The sequence below is a fragment of the Buttiauxella sp. AC142 genome (assembly GCF_979253435.1).
Window position 1 is genome coordinate 953,151 of record NZ_CEEDCH010000001.1, and the last position, 18,934, is coordinate 972,084.

The window sequence follows — 18,934 nt, forward strand, 5'->3', positions numbered from 1 at the left end:
AAATATTCCAATTTAATATTGCATCAAGCGAGGTTAGGTTTTAGATTGCTGTCAGCGGTGCCATTTTGATCAACATAAATGGCAAAAGGATCAACAGGAGCAGGAACACGGAATGAAACTCAAGTTGTTACCTCTGACTCAAGAGGCTTTTTCGCCTTATGGCGACGTTATCGGAACCGAAGGAAAGGAATTTTTCCATATCAATAACGGGCAAACCGAGCGCTATCACGATTTGGCGTTGGTTGAGATCCTCCAGCAGGATCGTGCCCTCGTCAGCATCAACCGCGCCCAGCCGCTGGAAATGCCAATAACCGTCACGCAGCTCGAACGCCATCCACTTGGCTCGCAGGCGTTTATTCCCCTTAACGGCGAGCGTTTTATCGTGGTGGTAGCACTGGGAGATGAGCAGCCAGATCCTGAAACTATGCTCGGGTTTATCACCGATGGCCGTCAGGGCGTGAACTATCATCGCAACGTCTGGCATCACCCGTTGTTTGCATGGCAAAAAGTGACGGATTTTTTAACGGTGGATCGCGGCGGTAGCGATAATTGCGATTTAGTGAATGTTGCGCCAAAAGAACTGGTATTGAGCTGATTCTATCCCGTTTTATTTAGGATAAATCCCGTGACGCTTCAAAGTATCTTTCATAAGATGGCGCGTTAAATTCATTGACGTAGCACGCTTCCCGTAAAGTTTCTGGGGTGGGAGATAATAGAAGAATGACTGAATTAAGACGTCGCGGCCGACCAAGCCAACCGGAGTCCGGCTCGCAGAAAGGCGCGCAGGCACTGGAACGCGGCATCGCCATTTTGCAGTATCTGGCGCAGGCGGGTGGCAGCTCTTCGGTTACTGATATCGCCGAAAACCTCGAATTGCCTCTATCCACCACTTTTCGCTTACTTAAAGTGCTGGAGAATGCCGATTTTATCTATCAGGACAGCCAGTTAGGCTGGTGGCATATCGGTCTTGGCGTGTTTAACGTCGGTTCGGCCTATATCCACAACCGGGATGTGTTATCCGTTGCGGCACCTTTCATGCGCCGCCTGATGGTGCATTCAGGGGAGACGGTCAACGTTGCGATTCGTAACGGTGGCGAAGCGGTGCTGATTGGCCAACTCGAATGCCAGTCAATGGTGCGCATGTGTGCGCCACTGGGTAGCCGCCTGCCGCTTCATGCGTCCGGTGCGGGTAAAGCATTACTCTATCCGCTGATGGAAGATGAGCTGATGGACCTGATAGTGAAAACCGGGCTTAAGAGTTTTACGCCGGGAACGCTTGCAGACCTGCATCAGCTGAAGAAGGATTTGCAGCTTTCCAGTGAACGTGGTTATGTCGTTGATAAAGAAGAGCATGTTCTGGGGCTAAATTGCATAGCCTCACCGATATACGACAGTACCGGCAACGTAGTCGCGGCCATTTCCATCTCTGGCCCAAGCTCCAGATTAACGCCGGAAAGATTTTTAAACCTGGGCGAATTAGTTCGCGATACGGCAACTGATATTAGTGCGGCGCTGGGTCTGAATACTCCGGCACGCTAGAAACAAAATTCCCGTCAGTCTGTGTGCGGGATTTTTTTGAACTCACTTAAAGTTGGAAAAAGTTTCCAACAATGAAATCAAAAAAGGAAAAGTACCATGGCCCGAATGAAAGCCGTCGATGCGGCAATGTATGTCCTGGAAAAAGAAGGTGTGAATACCGCATTTGGCGTACCCGGTGCGGCGATTAACCCATTCTATTCGGCAATGCGTCAGCATGGCGGCATTCGCCATGTCCTTGCTCGCCATGTTGAAGGAGCATCCCATATGGCGGAAGGGTATACCCGCGCTAAAGCCGGTAACATCGGCGTGTGCCTTGGTACTTCAGGCCCGGCGGGTACGGATATGATTACCGCACTTTATTCCGCTTCTGCTGACTCTATTCCAATTCTTTGCATCACCGGCCAGGCTCCGCGTGCGCGTTTGCACAAAGAGGATTTCCAGGCGGTGGATATCGAATCTATCGCCAAGCCTGTCACCAAAATGGCCGTGACGGTTCTGGAACCTGCGCTGGTGCCACGTGTATTGCAACAGGCATTCCACTTAATGCGCTCTGGTCGTCCAGGCCCTGTGCTGGTGGACTTACCGTTTGACGTGCAGGTTGCGGAAATCGAATTCGATCCAGATTCCTATGAGCCGCTGCCAGTCTACAAACCTGAAGCTTCGCGCAAGCAAATCGTCAAAGCACTTGAGATGCTGATGCAGGCCGAACGCCCGGTTATCGTTTCTGGTGGTGGCGTTATCAACGCGGATGCGGCGGCATTGTTGCAACGGTTTGCGGAGATTACCCAGGTTCCGGTCATTCCTACGCTGATGGGCTGGGGCACGATTCCGGACGATCACGAACTGATGGCGGGCATGGTTGGGCTGCAAACTGCGCACCGTTATGGCAACGCCACTCTGCTGGCTTCTGACCTGGTGTTTGGTATCGGCAACCGCTTTGCGAACCGTCACACCGGTTCGGTTGAGAAATACACTGCCGGTCGCAAAATCGTGCATATCGACATTGAGCCAACGCAAATTGGCCGCGTGTTATGCCCGGATCTCGGCATTGTTTCTGACGCAAAAGCGGCTCTCACCTTGTTGGTCGACGTCGCAGAAGAGCTGAAAAAAGCAGGGCGCTTACCGGATCGCAAAGCATGGATTGCCGATTGCCAGCAGCGCAAACGTACCCTGCTGCGCAAGACTCACTTCGACAATGTGCCGGTCAAACCGCAGCGCGTTTATGAAGAGATGAACAAAGCATTTGGCCGCGAGGCGTGCTACGTCACCACCATCGGCCTGTCGCAAATTGCCGCGGCGCAGATGCTGCATGTTTTCCACGATCGCCACTGGATTAATGCCGGGCAGGCAGGTCCGCTGGGTTGGACAATTCCGGCCGCGCTGGGTGTTTGTGTCGCCGATCCAAAACGTAGTGTCGTTGCACTTTCCGGCGATTACGACTTCCAGTTCTTAATTGAAGAGTTGGCTGTCGGTGCGCAATTCAATATTCCCTATATCCACGTTGTGGTGAATAACGCCTATTTAGGTCTTATTCGCCAGTCGCAGCGCGCCTTCGATATGGATTATTGCGTCCAGTTAGCCTTCGAAAATATTAACTCTGAAGAAGTTAATGGATACGGTGTTGACCACGTCAAAGTCGCTGAAGGTTTAGGTTGTAAAGCGATTCGCGTATTTAAACCGGAAGATATTGCTCCGGCATTTGAGCAAGCAAAAGAGTTAATGGCGAAATACCGCGTGCCGGTTGTGGTGGAAGTTATTCTTGAGCGCGTCACCAATATTTCAATGGGAAGCGAGTTGGATAACGTTAATGAATTTGAAGCCACTGCTGAAAGTGCCGCGGACGCACCGACTGAAACCTGCTTTATGAAATATGAATAACGGAGAATATCATGCTACGTTTTTCGGCTAATTTATCGATGCTGTTTCTGGAATATGATTTTCTTGACCGTTTTGAACGCGCCGCAGCGGCAGGGTTTAAAGCCGTAGAATTTATGTTCCCGTATGGATACAGCGTTGCGGTGTTGCAGGAAAAGTTAAAATCTAACGGACTTGAACACACGCTACATAACTTACCGGCGGGTGATTGGGATAAAGGCGAGCGTGGTATTGCCTGTATTCCGGGGCGTGAAGCTGAGTTTCGCAGTGGTGTACAAGCTGCAATCTTGTATGCCAAAGCGCTGGGCAACAGCAAAATCAATTGCCTGGTCGGGAAAACGCCAGCAGGGGTAAGTGCTGAAAAAGTCCGCGAGACTCTGGTTGAAAACTTGCGTTACGCCGGAAGTGAACTGGCAAAAGAAGGCATTCTGTTAGTGATTGAACCGCTCAATCATTTCGATATGCCAGGTTTTTACCTCACCGGAACCCAGCAGGCTATCGACCTTATTGATGAAATTGGTTGCGATAACATACGCGTGCAATATGACATTTATCATATGCAACGTATGGAAGGGGAGTTAGCCAATACGCTAACGGGGAAATCAGCAAAAATTGGCCATATACAATTAGCGGATAATCCTGGGCGTGGTGAGCCAGGAACCGGTGAAATTAATTATGATTACCTTTTTTCGATAATTAATAAATTAGATTATGACGGGTGGGTGGGGTGTGAATATAAACCGAAAACCACCACCGAAGAAGGTATATCCTGGATTAATCCGTACCGTTAATCCTAATTAAATAAACAGGCAATAAGAATATGACCACTTTTGTGGCAGGGAAACTTATTGCCTGAAATAACCTGAAAGGAATGAAACAATGAATCTTGGTTTTATTGGTCTGGGTATTATGGGCACGCCGATGGCACAGCGCCTGGCGCAAGTGGGGCATAAGCTTCGCGTTTGCACTATTGGCCCCGTTTCAGACAAACTCTATTCATTAGGGGCTGAAAACTGCGAAACGGCGCGCAACGTAACAGAAAAATCAGACATCATTTTTATCATGGTGCCAGATACACCGCAGGTCGAAGAGGTGCTGTTTGGGCCTGAAGGTTGTGCCCAGGCTTCACTGAAGGGCAAAACCATTGTTGATATGAGTTCAATTTCGCCTATCGAAACCAAACGCTTTGCTCAAAAGGTGATTGAACGCGGTGGCGAATACCTTGATGCACCGGTTTCTGGCGGCGAGGTGGGAGCTAAAGAAGGCACGCTTTCCATCATGGTGGGTGGCAAGCCAGAAGTGTTTGAACGTGTGCAGCCGTTGTTCGAAGTGATGGGCAAAAACATTACGTTGGTGGGTGGGAATGGCGACGGTCAAACCTGCAAAGTGGCAAACCAGATTATCGTGGCGTTAAATATTGAAGCGGTTTCTGAAGCCTTACTGTTTGCCTCTAAAGCCGGAGCTGACCCTGCACGCGTTCGCCAGGCATTAATGGGGGGATTTGCGTCTTCACGTATTCTCGAAGTTCACGGCGAGCGCATGATCAAACGGACGTTTGCGCCTGGTTTTAAAATTGCACTACACCAGAAAGATTTAAATCTGGCGCTACAAAGTGCCAAAGCCCTGGCGATTACATTGCCAAATACAGCCACCTGCCAGGAATTATTTAATACCTGTGCGGCGAATGGCGGTAGCCAGCTAGACCATTCTGCATTAATTGAGTCGTTGGAATTAATGGCGAATCACAAAATTTCCTGATTGTTGAAATATAAGCACTGCGCACAAAGAGGCGCAGTGCCAATAGAGTTAACTTTTTTCTTTTTGTTTTATATGTGTTTCCGAAAAGCTAAGCCCATAGCGTTTTATTACGTGATTAGTAGAGGGATATATGGAAAGACAGGAACAGCAGCAAAGAGAGCTTTATCGGGCCAGGGGTTATAGTGACGATCTTCTTCCAAAAGAAAAAGAGAAACAAACCTGGAAAGCATTTAACTATTTCACCCTATGGATGGGGTCAGTTCATAATGTTCCAAACTATGTCATGGTCGGCGGCTTCTTTATATTAGGGTTGTCCACATTAAGTATTATGTTGGCAATTATTCTGAGCGCGTTTTTTATTGCTTTTGTCATGGTAATGAACGGCGCAGCAGGAACCAAATACGGCGTGCCGTTTGCCATGATTTTACGTGCTTCCTATGGCGTGCGCGGTTCACTGTTCCCCGGCATTTTACGTGGTGGGGTTGCAGCGATTATGTGGTTCGGCCTGCAATGCTATGCCGGTTCGCTCGCCTTCTTAATTCTGATTGGCAAAATCTGGCCAGGCTTCCTCTCCCTCGGCGGCGATTTCAATATTCTCGGTCTTAATTTGCCGGGCCTGATTGCCTTCCTGTTCTTCTGGGCAATCAACGTCGCCATTGGTTTTGGCGGTGGTGGAGTGCTCAATAAATTCACTGCGGTTCTCAACCCTTGTATTTACATTGTCTTCGGCGGCATGGCTATCTGGGCTATTTCCCTGGTGGGGATTCAACCTATTCTGGACTACGTCCCCGCAGGTGTTCAGAAAGCAGAAAATAGTGGCTTCCTGTTCCTGGTGGTGATTAACGCCGTAGTGGCGGTTTGGGCGGCACCAGCAGTGAGTGCATCTGACTTTACCCAGAATGCGCAAAGCTTCCGTCAGCAGGCACTGGGGCAAACTTTAGGGTTATTGGTGGCCTACATTCTGTTCGCGGTGGCCGGTGTGTGTATCATCGCTGGGGCGAGTATTCACTACGGCGTGGATACCTGGAACGTGCTGGATATCGTGCAGAAGTGGGACAGCCTGTTTGCCTCATTCTTCGCGGTGTTAGTGATTCTGATGACCACGATTTCAACCAATGCCACGGGTAATATCATCCCTGCGGGATACCAGATTGCGGCCATTGCTCCAACCAAACTGACCTATAAAAACGGTGTGCTCATTGCCAGTATTATCAGCCTGCTGATTTGCCCATGGAAGTTAATGGAAAACCAAAGCAGCATCTATTTATTCCTCGATATCATCGGTGGAATGTTAGGGCCGGTCATCGGCGTGATGATGGCACATTACTTTATTGTCATGCGTTCGCAAATTGACCTTGATACTTTATATACCAAGGCCGGTGATTATAAGTTTTACGATAATGGTTTTAACGTCACGGCGTTCTCCGTCACTTTAATTGCGGTTGTGCTTTCGTTAGGCGGGAAATTTATTCCCCTGTTTGAGCCATTGTCACGCGTATCATGGTTTGTGGGTGTGATTACCGCTTTCGTTTTATACGTATTGCTGAAAAAACGCGACGCACCAGGAATATCTACCGAACATAAAGCAGCTTGATATAAATATAACGTCTTACCCCTGTACTTAATAAAAATCTGTACCCTTACAAGGAGAAGTATATGTCTTACGATCTGATTATTAAAAACGGCACCGTCATTTTAGACAACGAAGCATTAGTTACCGATATTGCCGTTAAAGACGGCAAAATAGCCGCCATCGGCAATGGTCTGAACGGCGCAGCGAAGGTGATGGATGCTACCGGTCTGATAGTTGCACCTGGCATGGTCGATGCTCACACCCATATTTCTGAACCAGGCCGCAGCCATTGGGAAGGCTACGCCACTGGCACACGTGCTGCGGCTAAAGGCGGCATCACCACGATGATCGAAATGCCGCTCAACCAGCTCCCTGCTACGGTTGACCGTTCCAGCATTGAAATGAAATTCGATGCCGCCGCAGGCAAATTGACTATTGATGCTGCGCAGCTCGGTGGCCTGGTTTCTTACAACATCGACCGTCTGCATGAACTGGACGAAGTCGGCGTGGTTGGCTTCAAATGCTTCGTGGCAACCTGTGGCGATCGCGGTATCGACAACGACTTCCGCGACGTGAACGACTTCCAGTTCTTCAAAGGCGCTCAGAAGCTCGGAAAATTGGGTCAGCCAGTATTAGTGCACTGCGAAAACGCGCTGATTTGTGACGAATTGGGTGACGAAGCAAAACGCGAAGGCCGTGTTACTGCCCATGACTATGTGGCCTCACGCCCGGTCTTCACCGAAGTCGAAGCGATTCGCCGCATTTTGTACCTGGCAAAAGTTGCCGGTTGCCGCCTGCACGTTTGCCACGTCAGCAGCCCGGAAGGCGTGGCTGAAGTGACTCGCGCACGTCAGGAAGGCCAGGATGTTACCTGCGAATCCTGCCCGCATTACTTTGTGCTCGATACCGATCAGTTTGAAGAAATCGGCACCCTGGCAAAATGCTCGCCGCCAATTCGCGATGCGCAAAACCAGAAAGGGATGTGGGAAAAACTGTTCAACGGTGAAATCGACTGCCTGGTTTCTGACCACTCACCATGCCCGCCGGATATGAAAGCAGGCAACATCATGCAGGCCTGGGGCGGTATTGCTGGTCTGCAAAGCTGTATGGATGTGATGTTTGATGAAGCGGTGCAAAAGCGCGGCATGTCGCTGCCAACGTTCGCCAAACTAATGTCGGGCAATGCGGCAGATATCTTTGGTTTGCAAAATAAAGGCCATATCGCGCCGGGCAAAGATGCGGATCTGGTGTTCATCCAGCCGAACTCGTCTTACGTGCTGAAAAACGAAGATCTGGAATATCGCCACAAAGTTAGCCCTTACGTCGGTCGCACCATCGGCGCACGTATCCTGAAAACTATTCTGCGTGGTGAGGTGATTTACGACATTGAAAGCGGATTTGGCGCGAAACCAATCGGTAAATTCATTCTGAAACACCAGCAGTAATCGTTTACTTGCAGCTGCGCTCGTTGAGCCCGGGCGCGGCTTTTTTGTCATTTTACAGGGTGGAATTATGGAAGCTGTGCGTCTTAGCCGGGACACCTGGCTGTCTGGTTTTCAGTGGTTCTTCTTTATTTTCTGCAATACGGTGGTTATCCCGCCGACGTTGCAATCCGCATTTCATCTCACTTCCGCCACGACATTTGTGCTGACGCAGTATTCTTTTGTGACGACCGCGCTGGCTTGTCTGCTTCAGGCTTTTTTTGGCCATCGTCGTGCATTGATGGAAGGGCCGGGCGGACTGTGGTGGGGCACGATTTTAACTCTCACGCTGGCTGAGTCCGCGCAAGGAACGCCGCTGGCTTCGATTGGCGGCAGCCTCGCTTTGGGCATTGCGCTGGCGGGGGTTCTGACGATGGTGATTGGGTTTAGCGGATTAGGGCCGTGGCTTGCCAGGCTTTTTCGCCCGGCAGTGATGATTGTGTTTATGTTCTTACTCGGCGCGCAGCTTACCACCATCTTTTTTAAAGGCATGCTTGGGCTGCCGTTTGGTGCGGTGAACGGGCCGGTTGATCTCAACGGATCGGCATTTTCCCTCGCCGTGGCGGTGGTGATTTTTATCGTCACCTTTATTGTGATTCTCCCGCAGCGCATCGGGAAATTTGCCGTTTTGCTCGGCACCATTCTGGGCTGGGGCATTTACGTTTGCTGGTTTGGGAATACTCACGTCATCACACAAAACCAGAGCTGGCAGTGGTTCCCGCTCGGGCATTCGCTGGATATCAAACCCGGCATTGTGATCACCGCTGTGCTGACGGGGCTGGTGAATATCTCCAACACGTTTGGCGCGATCCGTGGCAGCGACACTTTCTATGGCAACACGCCTGCCATGCCTGCGCTATACCGGCGCAGTTTTGTTGTTTCCGGCGCGATGACATTAATGGGGGCACCGCTGGGTGTGATTCCTTTCTCGCCCTTCGTCTCCTCAATTGGCCTGATAACTCAAACCCAGGATGCGACGCGCCGCGCATTTGTTGTTGGCAGCCTGCTGTTTTTGTTGATTGGTCTTTTTCCACCGCTGACGCGTTTTTTCTGCGCTATTCCGCTCACGATTAGCAGTGCCGTGATGTTGGTAGCGTACCTGCCGTTGCTGTGGTCGTCGTTGCTGTTTGTAAATCTCACCACGCTGAACTCACGCAACATTTATCGCATCGCTATTCCGCTGTTCTGCGGCGTGTTTTTGATGGGCGTCCCGGGGGCGTATTTGCAGCAGCTTCCGTTATTGGTGCGTCCGTTACTCAGCAACGGCCTGTTGATGGGTGTGCTGCTTGCTGTGGCGCTGGAAAACCTCTTCCCCTGGGATCGCGTGAAATAACGCCCCACATTGTTAAGGAATAAATAATGAAAATTGTGATTGCACCGGATTCATTTAAAGAAAGCCTGAGCGCGGAACGCACGGCGCAGGCCATTAAAAAAGGGTTTGAGGAAATCTTCCCGGAGGCCCAATACGTCTGCCTGCCCATTGCCGACGGCGGGGAGGGGACGGTAGAAGCGATGATTGCGGCCACTCGCGGCAAACTTGTGACGCTGACCGTGAGCGGGCCAATGAGCCAACCGGTAGAGGCATTCTATGGCGTCACCGGGGACGGGCACACGGCGGTGATTGAAATGGCGGCGGCCAGTGGATTAATGCTGGTGGAACCCGAACTGCGTAACCCGATGTCTGCCACCAGTTTTGGTACCGGGGAGCTTATCAAACACGCGCTTAATGCGGGTATCCGCCACATTATTCTCGGCATTGGCGGCAGCGCGACCGTTGACGGAGGTATCGGCATGGCGCAGGCGTTGGGCGTGCATTTTTACGATGCTGATGGCAACGAACTGGCCGCGGGCGGCGGTGCATTGAGTTCTCTTTCCCATATCGACCAGCAACAAATCGACCCACGAGTCAAAGAATGTCATTTTGAAATCGCCTGCGATGTGGATAACCCGCTCACCGGGCCGCGAGGGGCGGCTGCGGTCTTCGGCCCACAAAAAGGGGCGACGCCGGAAATGGTCATCCAGCTTGATAATGGGCTGGCAAATCTGGCTGAAATTCTGGGAGCGCAGACGGGGCGTGATATTAACGCGATTGTCGGCGGCGGAGCGGCTGGCGGCATGGGCGTTGCGGCAGAGATTTTCCTCGGCGGCAAATTGAAACCGGGCATCGACATCATCATGAATGCGGTCAACCTTGAACAGGTACTCGAAGGCGCTGATTTAGTGATCACCGGCGAAGGGCGCATCGACAGCCAGACCGTCGGCGGCAAAGCGCCAATCGGTGTTGCGCGAGTGGCTCACCGCCTCGGTGTACCCGTTATCGGCATGGCCGGTGTACTTGGGGAAGGTGTAGAAGTGGTGCATCAGCATGGTATCGACGCTGTATTCAGCATCCTCCCGCGCCTTGCTCCGCTAGCCACCGTGTTATTGCAGGGGGAAATTAACCTGCAACATTGCGCGCGGAATATCGCTCAGGCGATGAAGTTGGGGCAGGCGATTCCGGCATAAAAAAAGGCCACGGTATTATCCGTGGCCAAACCGACAAGCTAAGAAAAATCATATAAAATCAGTTTTTCGTAGGTCGGATAAGCGCAGCGTCATCCGACATTCAAATCCGACAAAAACCTTAAATCTCTACATCACGGTTACAGTCTTTTGAATAGATATAACTAAATGCTTCACCGCGTCCCACGCCATAACCCGCCTGCAATGAATAAGCGCCCATAAAAATGTAATCGCCCTGTTTTACCGGTATCCATTCGTTATCGAGGTTGTAAACGCCCTGACCGCTGAGGATATAGGCACCGTGTTCCTGAACGTGGGTTTCGATATAGCCGTGGGATGCGCCCGGAGTAAATGACAGAATGTGCATGTTCATATCGAAGCCGAGATCTTTCGGCAGCAGATCCTGCAAAATCACGTCGCTCATGCCTTCATATTCAATACGCTCAAGCTGATTCACATTCCCGCTGACGATATGAGCTTTGTGCCCGTTAGCTGGAATATAGCGGCGTTTATATAAAAACAGGCGACTGTCTTGCGAGTGATTATTAATAAAAGTCATTGCGGTATCAGGCGGGCAATATAAATAACCCCCTTGTGTGAGTGTGAAGCTCTGTTCGCCAGCGCGGGCTTTGATAGCGCCGTCGATAACATAAACAAAGGTTTCAACGCCGTCGCCGCCAAAGCCGATATTGTTCCCGCCATCCTGATGTAGCGTCACCAGGTAATCGACAAAGGTCGCACCCAGTTTAGGCGTTGATAAAATGGTTACGTCGCAGTTTTCAAAACCGGGAATAATATTTTTCACCAAACCGTCGGGCGTAATTAACGCGTAGTTGCCACGTTTAATAATGGAGCGCGAAGCCAGTAAATCGCTGATGTAACCCGTGTTGTTATTAAGATAACCCATTTCTTTTTCTTCCTTATTCTTTATAAGCCAGTTCGTAAAGCATTAACGCCAGGGTTTTCACCCCTGCGGCCAAATCTTTTATATGTGTTGCTTCTGCGGGGTTATGGCTAATACCGCCAATGCTCGGCATGAAAATTAAACAGGTCGGTACCTGTGGGGCGAAAATTTGTGAATCGTGCCCGGCTCCGCTGTGCATCAGGCGATAATTCAGCTTTTCGGACTGGCAAATGGTTTCCAGTTTATCCACCAAATGCGTATCCATTGGCACCGGGGCTTCGTCCATCCACAAATCAATATCAATACCGATATTCATCTCATCACAAATACGGCGCATATCGGCCTCAAGCTCCCCGGTAAAGGCTTTGAGCAGGGCGGCATCGGTATGGCGGCAATCAATGGTGAAACAGGTTTTTCCTGGCACTACGTTCACGGTATTGGGCTGCGGTTCCACTTTGCCGAAGGTCAGCACCAGCGGGTCGCCCATCGCTTGTGCTTTTGCAATGCTTTCACAGCAGATGCGGCTAAAGGCATGAACCGTGTCGCGGCGATAACTCATCGGCGTACTGCCCGCGTGGTTTGACTCACCGCTCAACATCACGGTGTAGCGACGTTGGCCGACAATCGCGGTAACTACACCAATCTCTTGTTGATGGGTTTCCAGAATACGCCCTTGCTCAATATGCAATTCCACAAAGGTTTTGATATCAGCCCGTGGTTTTAGTGGGGCGGCGGCAAGGGTGAAGCCGCATTCACTCATCGCCTGAGTGAAAGGAATACCTTTGGCGTCTGCAATGTGGCGCACATCTTCAGGATCGGCCTGGCCGAAGATATTTTTACTGCCCCAGAATACATAAGGGAAACGGCTCCCTTCTTCTTCTGCCAGCGCCACCATTTCCAGGGTGCGTAGCGGTGCGCCGTAGGTTTTATAAAGCCTGCGAATCGCAAGCCACGCCGCTAAAGCACCAAACTGCCCATCCAGATTGCCGCCGTTAACCACGGAGTCAATATGAGAACCGCTCAGAATCACCTCTTCGGGGTAACGCGTGCCATTGATGCGGCCATATAAATTGCCGACTTCATCAAAACGTGTTTGCAGACCATCTTGCTGCATGCGCGATTTAAACTGCTGTTGCGCTTCAAGCCACTGCGGGGAATAAAGCAAACGCGTTATTCCGCCGTCAGGTGTGGCACCAAAAGACGAAAGCCAGGGCAATGTTTCTTCTATGTCAGACTGAAACGAAGTCATGATGATTATCCTTAATTATTGCGCGAAAGGATTTTTGGTTTCATAAGAACGGGTATATAACGCATCGGAAATTAAATACTCGTAAATTTCTTCAACGATCTCGATGCCTTCACGCGCTGTCGTTTTCTCGTAAATATCCAGATTTTGACCAGGATAATAAACTTGTGAGAATCCCGGAGCGGGTTTAACCGCATTTAATTGCTGCATGGTTTGCGTTATTGCTCTGCGGAAATAATCACTGCCACCAAAATAGTCAGGGTTAATCACAATATGTAATTGACCAAGATTACGCCCGGCACTTAAATCGTCATACATTGAGCTGACCTGTTTGCCAAACGGCAGGCCAAGCAAAATGCCGGAAAGCACATCAATCATCATCATTAGCCCGTAGCCCTTCGGCCCAGCGGCGGGCAATAAAGCATGAACGGCAAACGGATCGGTGGTCGGCTGGCCATTTTTATCCACCGCCCAGCTGTCCGGAATTGGCGTATTACGCGCCCGCGAGTCGAGAATTTTGCCCCATGCCTGCACGGTCGTTGCCATATCAAACGTGACAACATCATCGTTTTCACCGGGGGCCGCAAACGCCAGAGGATTCGTCCCGTAATAGATTTCTGCGCCACCAAACGGCACCACCATCGGGTCGGACTGACAAACTGAAACCCCTACCAGACCGGCTTTTGCAGCCTGTTGCACAAAGTACGAAAGCGCCCCGCTGTGGCCCATACTACGAATACCAACCACCGCCACGCCGTTCTCTTTCGCCATGCTGATGGCGTGTTCCATACCCAGTTTTGCCATCACCTGGCCGGCACCGTTGTCACCATGCAAAATGGCGGAGCATGGGCCAGTCTGTTCAAAGCGGATCTGCGGATTACAGTTTGTTCCACCCTGCGAGATGCGCTGTGCGTAGTATTCAACACGTACCGCCCCGTGAGAGTGAATCCCACGAGCATCGGCATAGACCAGCACTTCTGCCACGGTAGCCGCATGGTCTTTCTTGAGTCCGGCCGCGGATAATTTGTTTATGATGAGCTGCTGGAGTGTTTCCCGACTGATTTTCATCTGTCTTCCTTTCTGTTACCCATAGAGCTTAATTCCGCCATAACATACCCGCTGGAATGATAAAAATTGTGATCTCAACAGGGTTATTTTTATTGTTAGAATTAATTTGAAGATGGCTGTGTTTTCTGTAATTAATTTTAATTAATAGATATGCAGATAATATTAAACAATTCCCGTGTGACTATTTGAATAACTTTGCTAATAAATTTGTTGTGATATTTGTCACCTTAATTAATTCATTGAGGAAATAACCTGCAAGCCATTCAACAGGCTTTTCGGTGATGAGGAATTATCAATGATTCACGCCTTTATTAAGAAAGGATGTTTTCAGGATTCGGTCAGCTTAATGCTTATTTCCCGCAAGCTGAGCGAAACCGAAGATGTCGATGATGTTTCGGTAATGATGGGCACGCCTGCTAATAAGACGCTGCTCGAAAACACAGGCTTCTGGCATAAAGATTTTACTGGAGCAACGCCTAACGATATTTGTGTGGCCATTCGCAGTGAGAATGAAGATGCTGCGATTGTGCAACTCATTTGCCAGCAGCTTGATTCTGCTCTGGAAAGCGCCGGGCAGGCTGGCGGCAACGGGCAAAAACTGGTGCAGGCAAGGCGTTGGGAAAGTGCCTGCCAGAAGCTGCCTAAAGCCAATCTGGCACTGATTTCTATCGCCGGGGAATATGCGGCACAACTCGCAAACCAGGCGTTGGACAGCGACAAGAACGTGATGATCTTCTCCGATAACGTCTCGCTTGAAGATGAAATCGCGCTGAAAACCAAAGCCCGCGAGAAAGGTTTGATTGTGATGGGGCCAGATTGTGGCACCACCATTGTGGCGGGTACGCCGTTGGCGTTCGCCAACGTGATGCCACAGGGCAACATCGGCGTGATTGGCGCATCCGGCACCGGTATTCAGGAGTTGATTTCGCAGATTGCACTCGGCGGCGAAGGGATCACCCACGCCCTGGGGCTGGGCGGGCGAGATTTATCGGCACAGGTGGGCGGCATTAGCGCGTTAACCGCGTTAGAGATGCTGAGTCACGATGCGCAAAGTCAGGTGCTGGCCTTTGTCTCAAAACCCCCTGCAGAAGCGATTCGTAAAAAGGTCATTGCGGCGATGCAGGCGCAAAGCAAGCCGGTGGTAGCGCTGTTTCTCGGCCATAAATCTGCCACTAAACGCGATGGCAATATCTGGTTTGCTGACACCATCGACGAAGCAGCGCGTATTGCATGCTTGCTCGGCAGCGTTGAACGTGCGCGGGCGCTTTCACCCAATGTGGTCGGCGGCAAAATCAGCGGCTTGTTTACCGGCGGCACGCTGGCTGCGGAAACCGCGATGTTGCTGGCCGAACAGCTGGGTGTGGAGGCCGACGACGCGCACCATCACGGCACCATGCTTGATGCTGACGGGCACCGGGTCATCGATCTGGGGGATGATTTCTACACCGTCGGCAAACCGCATCCGATGATTGACCCGTCCACGCGTAATCAAATGATCAAAGACCTGGCGAACCAGCCGGAAGTCGGCGTGTTATTGCTCGATGTGGTGATCGGTTACGGCGCTCAGGAAAACCCCGCCGCTACGCTTGCAGAAGCGATTTGCGCGCTAAAAGCCAAACGCGCTACGCCACTGGCGATTATCGCTACTGTCACGGGAACGGAACAAGATCCGCAGTGCCGCTCTGGGCAACGCGCAATTTTGCGTGATGCGGGCGTGATGGTGATGGACACCTTGCCGCAGGCCACGCAGCTTGCGAGTTCGCTTATCGCTTCCGCTCCCGCGCAAGCCGAGCAATCCGCACCTTCACTGCTCGATGGCGTGGCGGTGATCAATGCCGGGCTGCGCAGCTTTGCTCAGGATTTACAGGCGACATCTACCGCCGTGGTGCATTTCCAGTGGGCGCCGATTGCCGGTGGCAATCCTCATCTGGCCCGTTTATTAGCTCGTTTACACTAAGAGGTTGTTATGACGACATCTGTGGCGCAAGCCAACACCGCAGTGATTGAACGTATTCGCAAAGCCCGCCCACACTGGCTGGATGTTAAACCTGCCGCATCGCTGATTAGCGTGCTAAATCGCGGCATGACGCTGCTGCACGCCGGGCCGCCCATGGTATGGGAAAACATGACCGGGCCGATGAAAGGAGCCTGCATCGGCGCATGCCTGTTCGAAGGCTGGGCAAAAGATGAAGCGCAGGCGCTGCAATTGCTGGAGGGGGGGGATGTCACTTTTGTGCCTTGCCACCACGTTAATGCCGTTGGCCCGATGGGCGGGATTACTTCGGCACATATGCCGATGCTGGTGGTGGAAAATATCACTGACGGCAATCGCGCCTACTGCAATCTCAACGAAGGCATCGGCAAAGTAATGCGTTTTGGTGCCTATGGAGAAGACGTACAGGCGCGCCATCGCTGGATGCATGATGTGCTGGCTCCGGTATTGAGCGCCGCACTTTCGCAAATGGAACGTGGGGTTGACCTCACCGCCATGATGGCGCAGGGCATCACGATGGGGGATGAGTTTCACCAGCGTAATATCGCGACCTCCGCATTGCTGATGCGCACGCTGGCACCGCACATTATCCGCCTGAATCACGATAAAGCCGAGCTTGCGCAAGTGATGGATTTCCTGAGTGTCACCGATCAGTTCTTCCTGAACCTGGCGATGGCGTACTGCAAAGCGGCAATGGATGCCGGAGCGGAAATCAAAGCGGGCAGCATTGTGACTGCGATGACGCGCAATGGGCATGAGTTCGGTATTCGCGTGAGCGGGCTGGGTGACCGCTGGTTCACCGCTCCCGTCAATACGCCGCAGGGTTTGTTCTTCACTGGATATTCCCAGGAGCAGGCGAACCCGGATATGGGTGATAGTGCCATTACCGAAACCTTCGGCATCGGCGGCGCGGCAATGATTGCAGCACCCGGCGTGACGCGCTTTGTGGGCGCGGGCGGTATGGACGCGGCACAGACCGTATCCGAAGAAATGGCGGAGATTTTCCTCGAGCGCAATATGCAGCTCACTATTCCAGGCTGGGATTTCCAGGGCGCGTGTCTGGGGCTGGATATTCGTCGCATCGTCGAAACGGGGATTACGCCGCTAATCAACACCGGTATCGCCCATAAAGACGCGGGCGTCGGGCAGATTGGCGCGGGTACGGTGCGTGCGCCTCTGGCTTGTTTTGAGCAGGCGCTTGAGGCGCTGGCTGAATCTTTGGGTGTGGAATAAAAGTGAGCGAGTGCTTATTACCGTTGCTGCGGAGTCGTCAGGCTCCCGCATTCCGCCAGCTTTGGCGGGTCGCGGGGGTCTACCCGCGCACCATTAATCTGGCCGCCAACGACGGCGCATTATTAACGCTGCACCGCGCCGGAGAAGGGGTCAGCCCGATGGGATGGGTGCTGCGCCATGACGATCACCAGCGCCTGCGGCTGGCTATTAAGCGTGATACCCCAATCAGCGTTACCGAGAAGGGGCTGAATTTAGCCGGATATCATCTGGTTGCGCCGCAACGTGAGTGCTCGCTTCGCCTGCCGGATAACCCGGCTGTACCCTGTTTGCAAACCTCGCTGTTGTATTGCAATGCGGAAACCGGGCTTTATGGCCCGCTTTCTACGATTGCCAGCCAGCCGTTACCCGTGGAGTTACGCCAGTTTCAACGTAGTTTCCGCACGTCGCTTGCAGGCAAGGTGGTGAACTGGTGTCGGATGCTCGGGAAAGGGCCAGGTTTAACGCCGACCCACGACGATATTCTGGTCGGCATGTTGCTGGCAGGGTGGTATCACCGCCGGTTAAGTGCAGAATGCGGCGCCCGTTTTTTTGACGCCTCCGTTGATTTACGCGCGACGACAACGCAAGTGAGCGTTAACTATCTGCGCTTTGCCGCACAGGGCGTGTTCTCCTCGCCATTACTGCATTTTGCACATTCATTAACTTCACCGGCTCGCCTGCCGTTTGCCACCCGGCAATTGTTATCACTGGGACACACTTCGGGCGCGGATACTTTGCTGGGTTTTTGGTTAGGGCAGCGGGTCGTACTGTAACGTTTACAAGGATATGTGATGAAAACTTTAGTCGTAGCTCTTGGCGGGAACGCGCTGCTACAGCGTGGTGAAGCGCTGAGCGTGGAAAATCAGTACCGCAATATTGATAAAGTGGCGAGTGCGCTGGCGCGGCTGGCGAAAGATTTTCGCGTCGCAGTGGTGCATGGCAACGGCCCGCAGGTAGGGCTGCTGGCACTGCAAAACCAGGCGTATAAAGAGGTCGCGGCTTATCCGCTCGATGTTCTGGTGGCCGAAAGCCAGGGCATGATTGGCTATATGCTGGCGCAGCGTATGGCGCAGCAACCGCATATGCCGCCAGTTACCGCCGTGTTGACGCGTATGCTGGTGGACCGCCATGATCCGGCGTTTACATCACCCGAAAAGTTCATCGGCCCGGTTTATTCCCCGGAGCAACAACCCGTCCTTGAAGCACAACACGGTTGGCTGATGAAAGCCGATGGCCGTTATATTCGCCGCGTCGTGGCGTCACCGGCGCCGCTTAAAATTATCGACAGCGAAGCCATCGAGCTGCTTTTAAAACATAACCATATGGTGGTGTGCAGCGGTGGCGGCGGGGTGGCGATGGTCGAAGGCAAAAATGGGCTGGATGGTGTGGAAGCGGTGATTGATAAAGATCTGGCGGCGGCGTTACTGGCGCAACAGATTGACGCGGACGGGCTACTGATTCTGACCGATGCCGATGCGGTGTATGAAAACTGGGGCACGCCACAGCAACGGGCAATTCGCCGGGCGACACCCGACGCGCTGGCACCGTTTGCGAAATCAGATGGTTCAATGGGGCCAAAAGTTGCGGCGGTCAGCAGTTTTGTTCGCCAACACCACAAACCAGCATGGATTGGGGCGTTGGATCAAATCGAACAGATTCTGGCGGGTGAAGCCGGAACCTGCATCGCAATGTAAGTTTTATGGCGGATGACGCAAGTTGTCCG

Annotated in this window: 16 protein-coding genes; 13 read left to right on the forward strand and 3 right to left on the reverse strand. The window is 52.0% G+C overall.

The window, feature by feature from the left end:
* Window positions 1–112 precede the first annotated feature (112 nt).
* The 9 genes from allA to glxK all read left to right on the forward strand — a co-directional run bounded on the left by allA (window position 113) and on the right by glxK (window position 10,731).
* Window positions 113–595 carry an ureidoglycolate lyase gene (allA, locus tag AC0IWZ_RS04290; RefSeq protein WP_172895345.1) on the forward strand — a complete coding sequence of 161 codons (483 nt, stop codon included), beginning with the start codon at window positions 113–115 and terminating at the stop codon, window positions 593–595.
* Window positions 596–720: 125 nt separating this feature from the next.
* The gene (gene allR / locus AC0IWZ_RS04295) at window positions 721–1,539 is read left to right on the forward strand and encodes an HTH-type transcriptional repressor AllR (protein WP_034493779.1); all 819 of its coding nucleotides are present in this window, start codon (window positions 721–723) and stop codon (window positions 1,537–1,539) included.
* 96 nt (window positions 1,540–1,635) lie between these two features.
* Window positions 1,636–3,417: a glyoxylate carboligase gene (gene gcl, locus AC0IWZ_RS04300; protein ID WP_172895344.1), complete on the forward strand. Its 1,782-nt coding sequence runs from the start codon at window positions 1,636–1,638 to the stop codon at window positions 3,415–3,417.
* A gap of 11 nt (window positions 3,418–3,428) precedes the next feature.
* Window positions 3,429–4,205, forward strand: a complete 777-nt coding sequence (gene hyi, locus AC0IWZ_RS04305) for a hydroxypyruvate isomerase (protein WP_471678088.1) — start codon at window positions 3,429–3,431, stop codon at window positions 4,203–4,205.
* Between the two features lie 88 nt (window positions 4,206–4,293).
* On the forward strand, window positions 4,294–5,172 hold the full coding sequence (gene glxR / locus AC0IWZ_RS04310) for a 2-hydroxy-3-oxopropionate reductase (RefSeq protein ID WP_034493782.1): 879 nt from the start codon (window positions 4,294–4,296) through the stop codon (window positions 5,170–5,172).
* A 130-nt stretch (window positions 5,173–5,302) separates the two neighbouring features.
* Window positions 5,303–6,766: an allantoin transporter gene (locus tag AC0IWZ_RS04315; protein WP_471678087.1), complete on the forward strand. Its 1,464-nt coding sequence runs from the start codon at window positions 5,303–5,305 to the stop codon at window positions 6,764–6,766.
* 62 nt (window positions 6,767–6,828) lie between these two features.
* The gene (gene allB, locus AC0IWZ_RS04320; RefSeq protein ID WP_471678086.1) at window positions 6,829–8,190 is read left to right on the forward strand and encodes an allantoinase AllB; all 1,362 of its coding nucleotides are present in this window, start codon (window positions 6,829–6,831) and stop codon (window positions 8,188–8,190) included.
* 67 nt (window positions 8,191–8,257) lie between these two features.
* Entirely contained in the window at window positions 8,258–9,559 is a 1,302-nt protein-coding gene (locus AC0IWZ_RS04325; protein WP_471678085.1) for a uracil/xanthine transporter, read from the forward strand.
* 26 nt (window positions 9,560–9,585) lie between these two features.
* Window positions 9,586–10,731, forward strand: a complete 1,146-nt coding sequence (gene glxK, locus AC0IWZ_RS04330) for a glycerate 3-kinase (RefSeq protein ID WP_471678084.1) — start codon at window positions 9,586–9,588, stop codon at window positions 10,729–10,731.
* A 118-nt stretch (window positions 10,732–10,849) separates the two neighbouring features.
* Here the strand turns inward: glxK and allE are convergent, their stop codons facing one another.
* From allE to allD, 3 genes are read right to left on the reverse strand one after another with little or no spacing between them, the layout of a single operon-like run.
* Window positions 10,850–11,635 carry a (S)-ureidoglycine aminohydrolase gene (gene allE, locus AC0IWZ_RS04335; RefSeq protein ID WP_034493791.1) on the reverse strand — a complete coding sequence of 262 codons (786 nt, stop codon included), beginning with the start codon at window positions 11,633–11,635 and terminating at the stop codon, window positions 10,850–10,852.
* A 13-nt stretch (window positions 11,636–11,648) separates the two neighbouring features.
* Window positions 11,649–12,881: an allantoate deiminase gene (gene allC, locus AC0IWZ_RS04340; protein WP_471678083.1), complete on the reverse strand. Its 1,233-nt coding sequence runs from the start codon at window positions 12,879–12,881 to the stop codon at window positions 11,649–11,651.
* Between the two features lie 15 nt (window positions 12,882–12,896).
* Window positions 12,897–13,946 carry an ureidoglycolate dehydrogenase gene (gene allD, locus AC0IWZ_RS04345; protein ID WP_471678082.1) on the reverse strand — a complete coding sequence of 350 codons (1,050 nt, stop codon included), beginning with the start codon at window positions 13,944–13,946 and terminating at the stop codon, window positions 12,897–12,899.
* A 295-nt stretch (window positions 13,947–14,241) separates the two neighbouring features.
* Here allD and AC0IWZ_RS04350 point away from each other — a divergent pair, with 295 nt between their 5' ends.
* The 4 genes from AC0IWZ_RS04350 to AC0IWZ_RS04365 are packed head-to-tail and all read left to right on the forward strand — an operon-like array spanning window position 14,242 to window position 18,905.
* Window positions 14,242–15,903 (forward strand): acyl-CoA synthetase FdrA, encoded by a 1,662-nt coding sequence (locus tag AC0IWZ_RS04350; protein ID WP_471678081.1) that lies wholly within the window; start codon window positions 14,242–14,244, stop codon window positions 15,901–15,903.
* 9 nt (window positions 15,904–15,912) lie between these two features.
* Entirely contained in the window at window positions 15,913–17,172 is a 1,260-nt protein-coding gene (locus AC0IWZ_RS04355; protein WP_471678079.1) for a YlbE family protein, read from the forward strand.
* 2 nt (window positions 17,173–17,174) lie between these two features.
* A complete protein-coding gene (locus AC0IWZ_RS04360; protein WP_471678077.1) occupies window positions 17,175–17,984 on the forward strand; it encodes an oxamate carbamoyltransferase subunit AllH family protein in 810 nt (269 codons plus the stop codon).
* Between the two features lie 18 nt (window positions 17,985–18,002).
* On the forward strand, window positions 18,003–18,905 hold the full coding sequence (locus AC0IWZ_RS04365; protein ID WP_471678075.1) for a carbamate kinase: 903 nt from the start codon (window positions 18,003–18,005) through the stop codon (window positions 18,903–18,905).
* Window positions 18,906–18,934 lie beyond the last annotated feature (29 nt).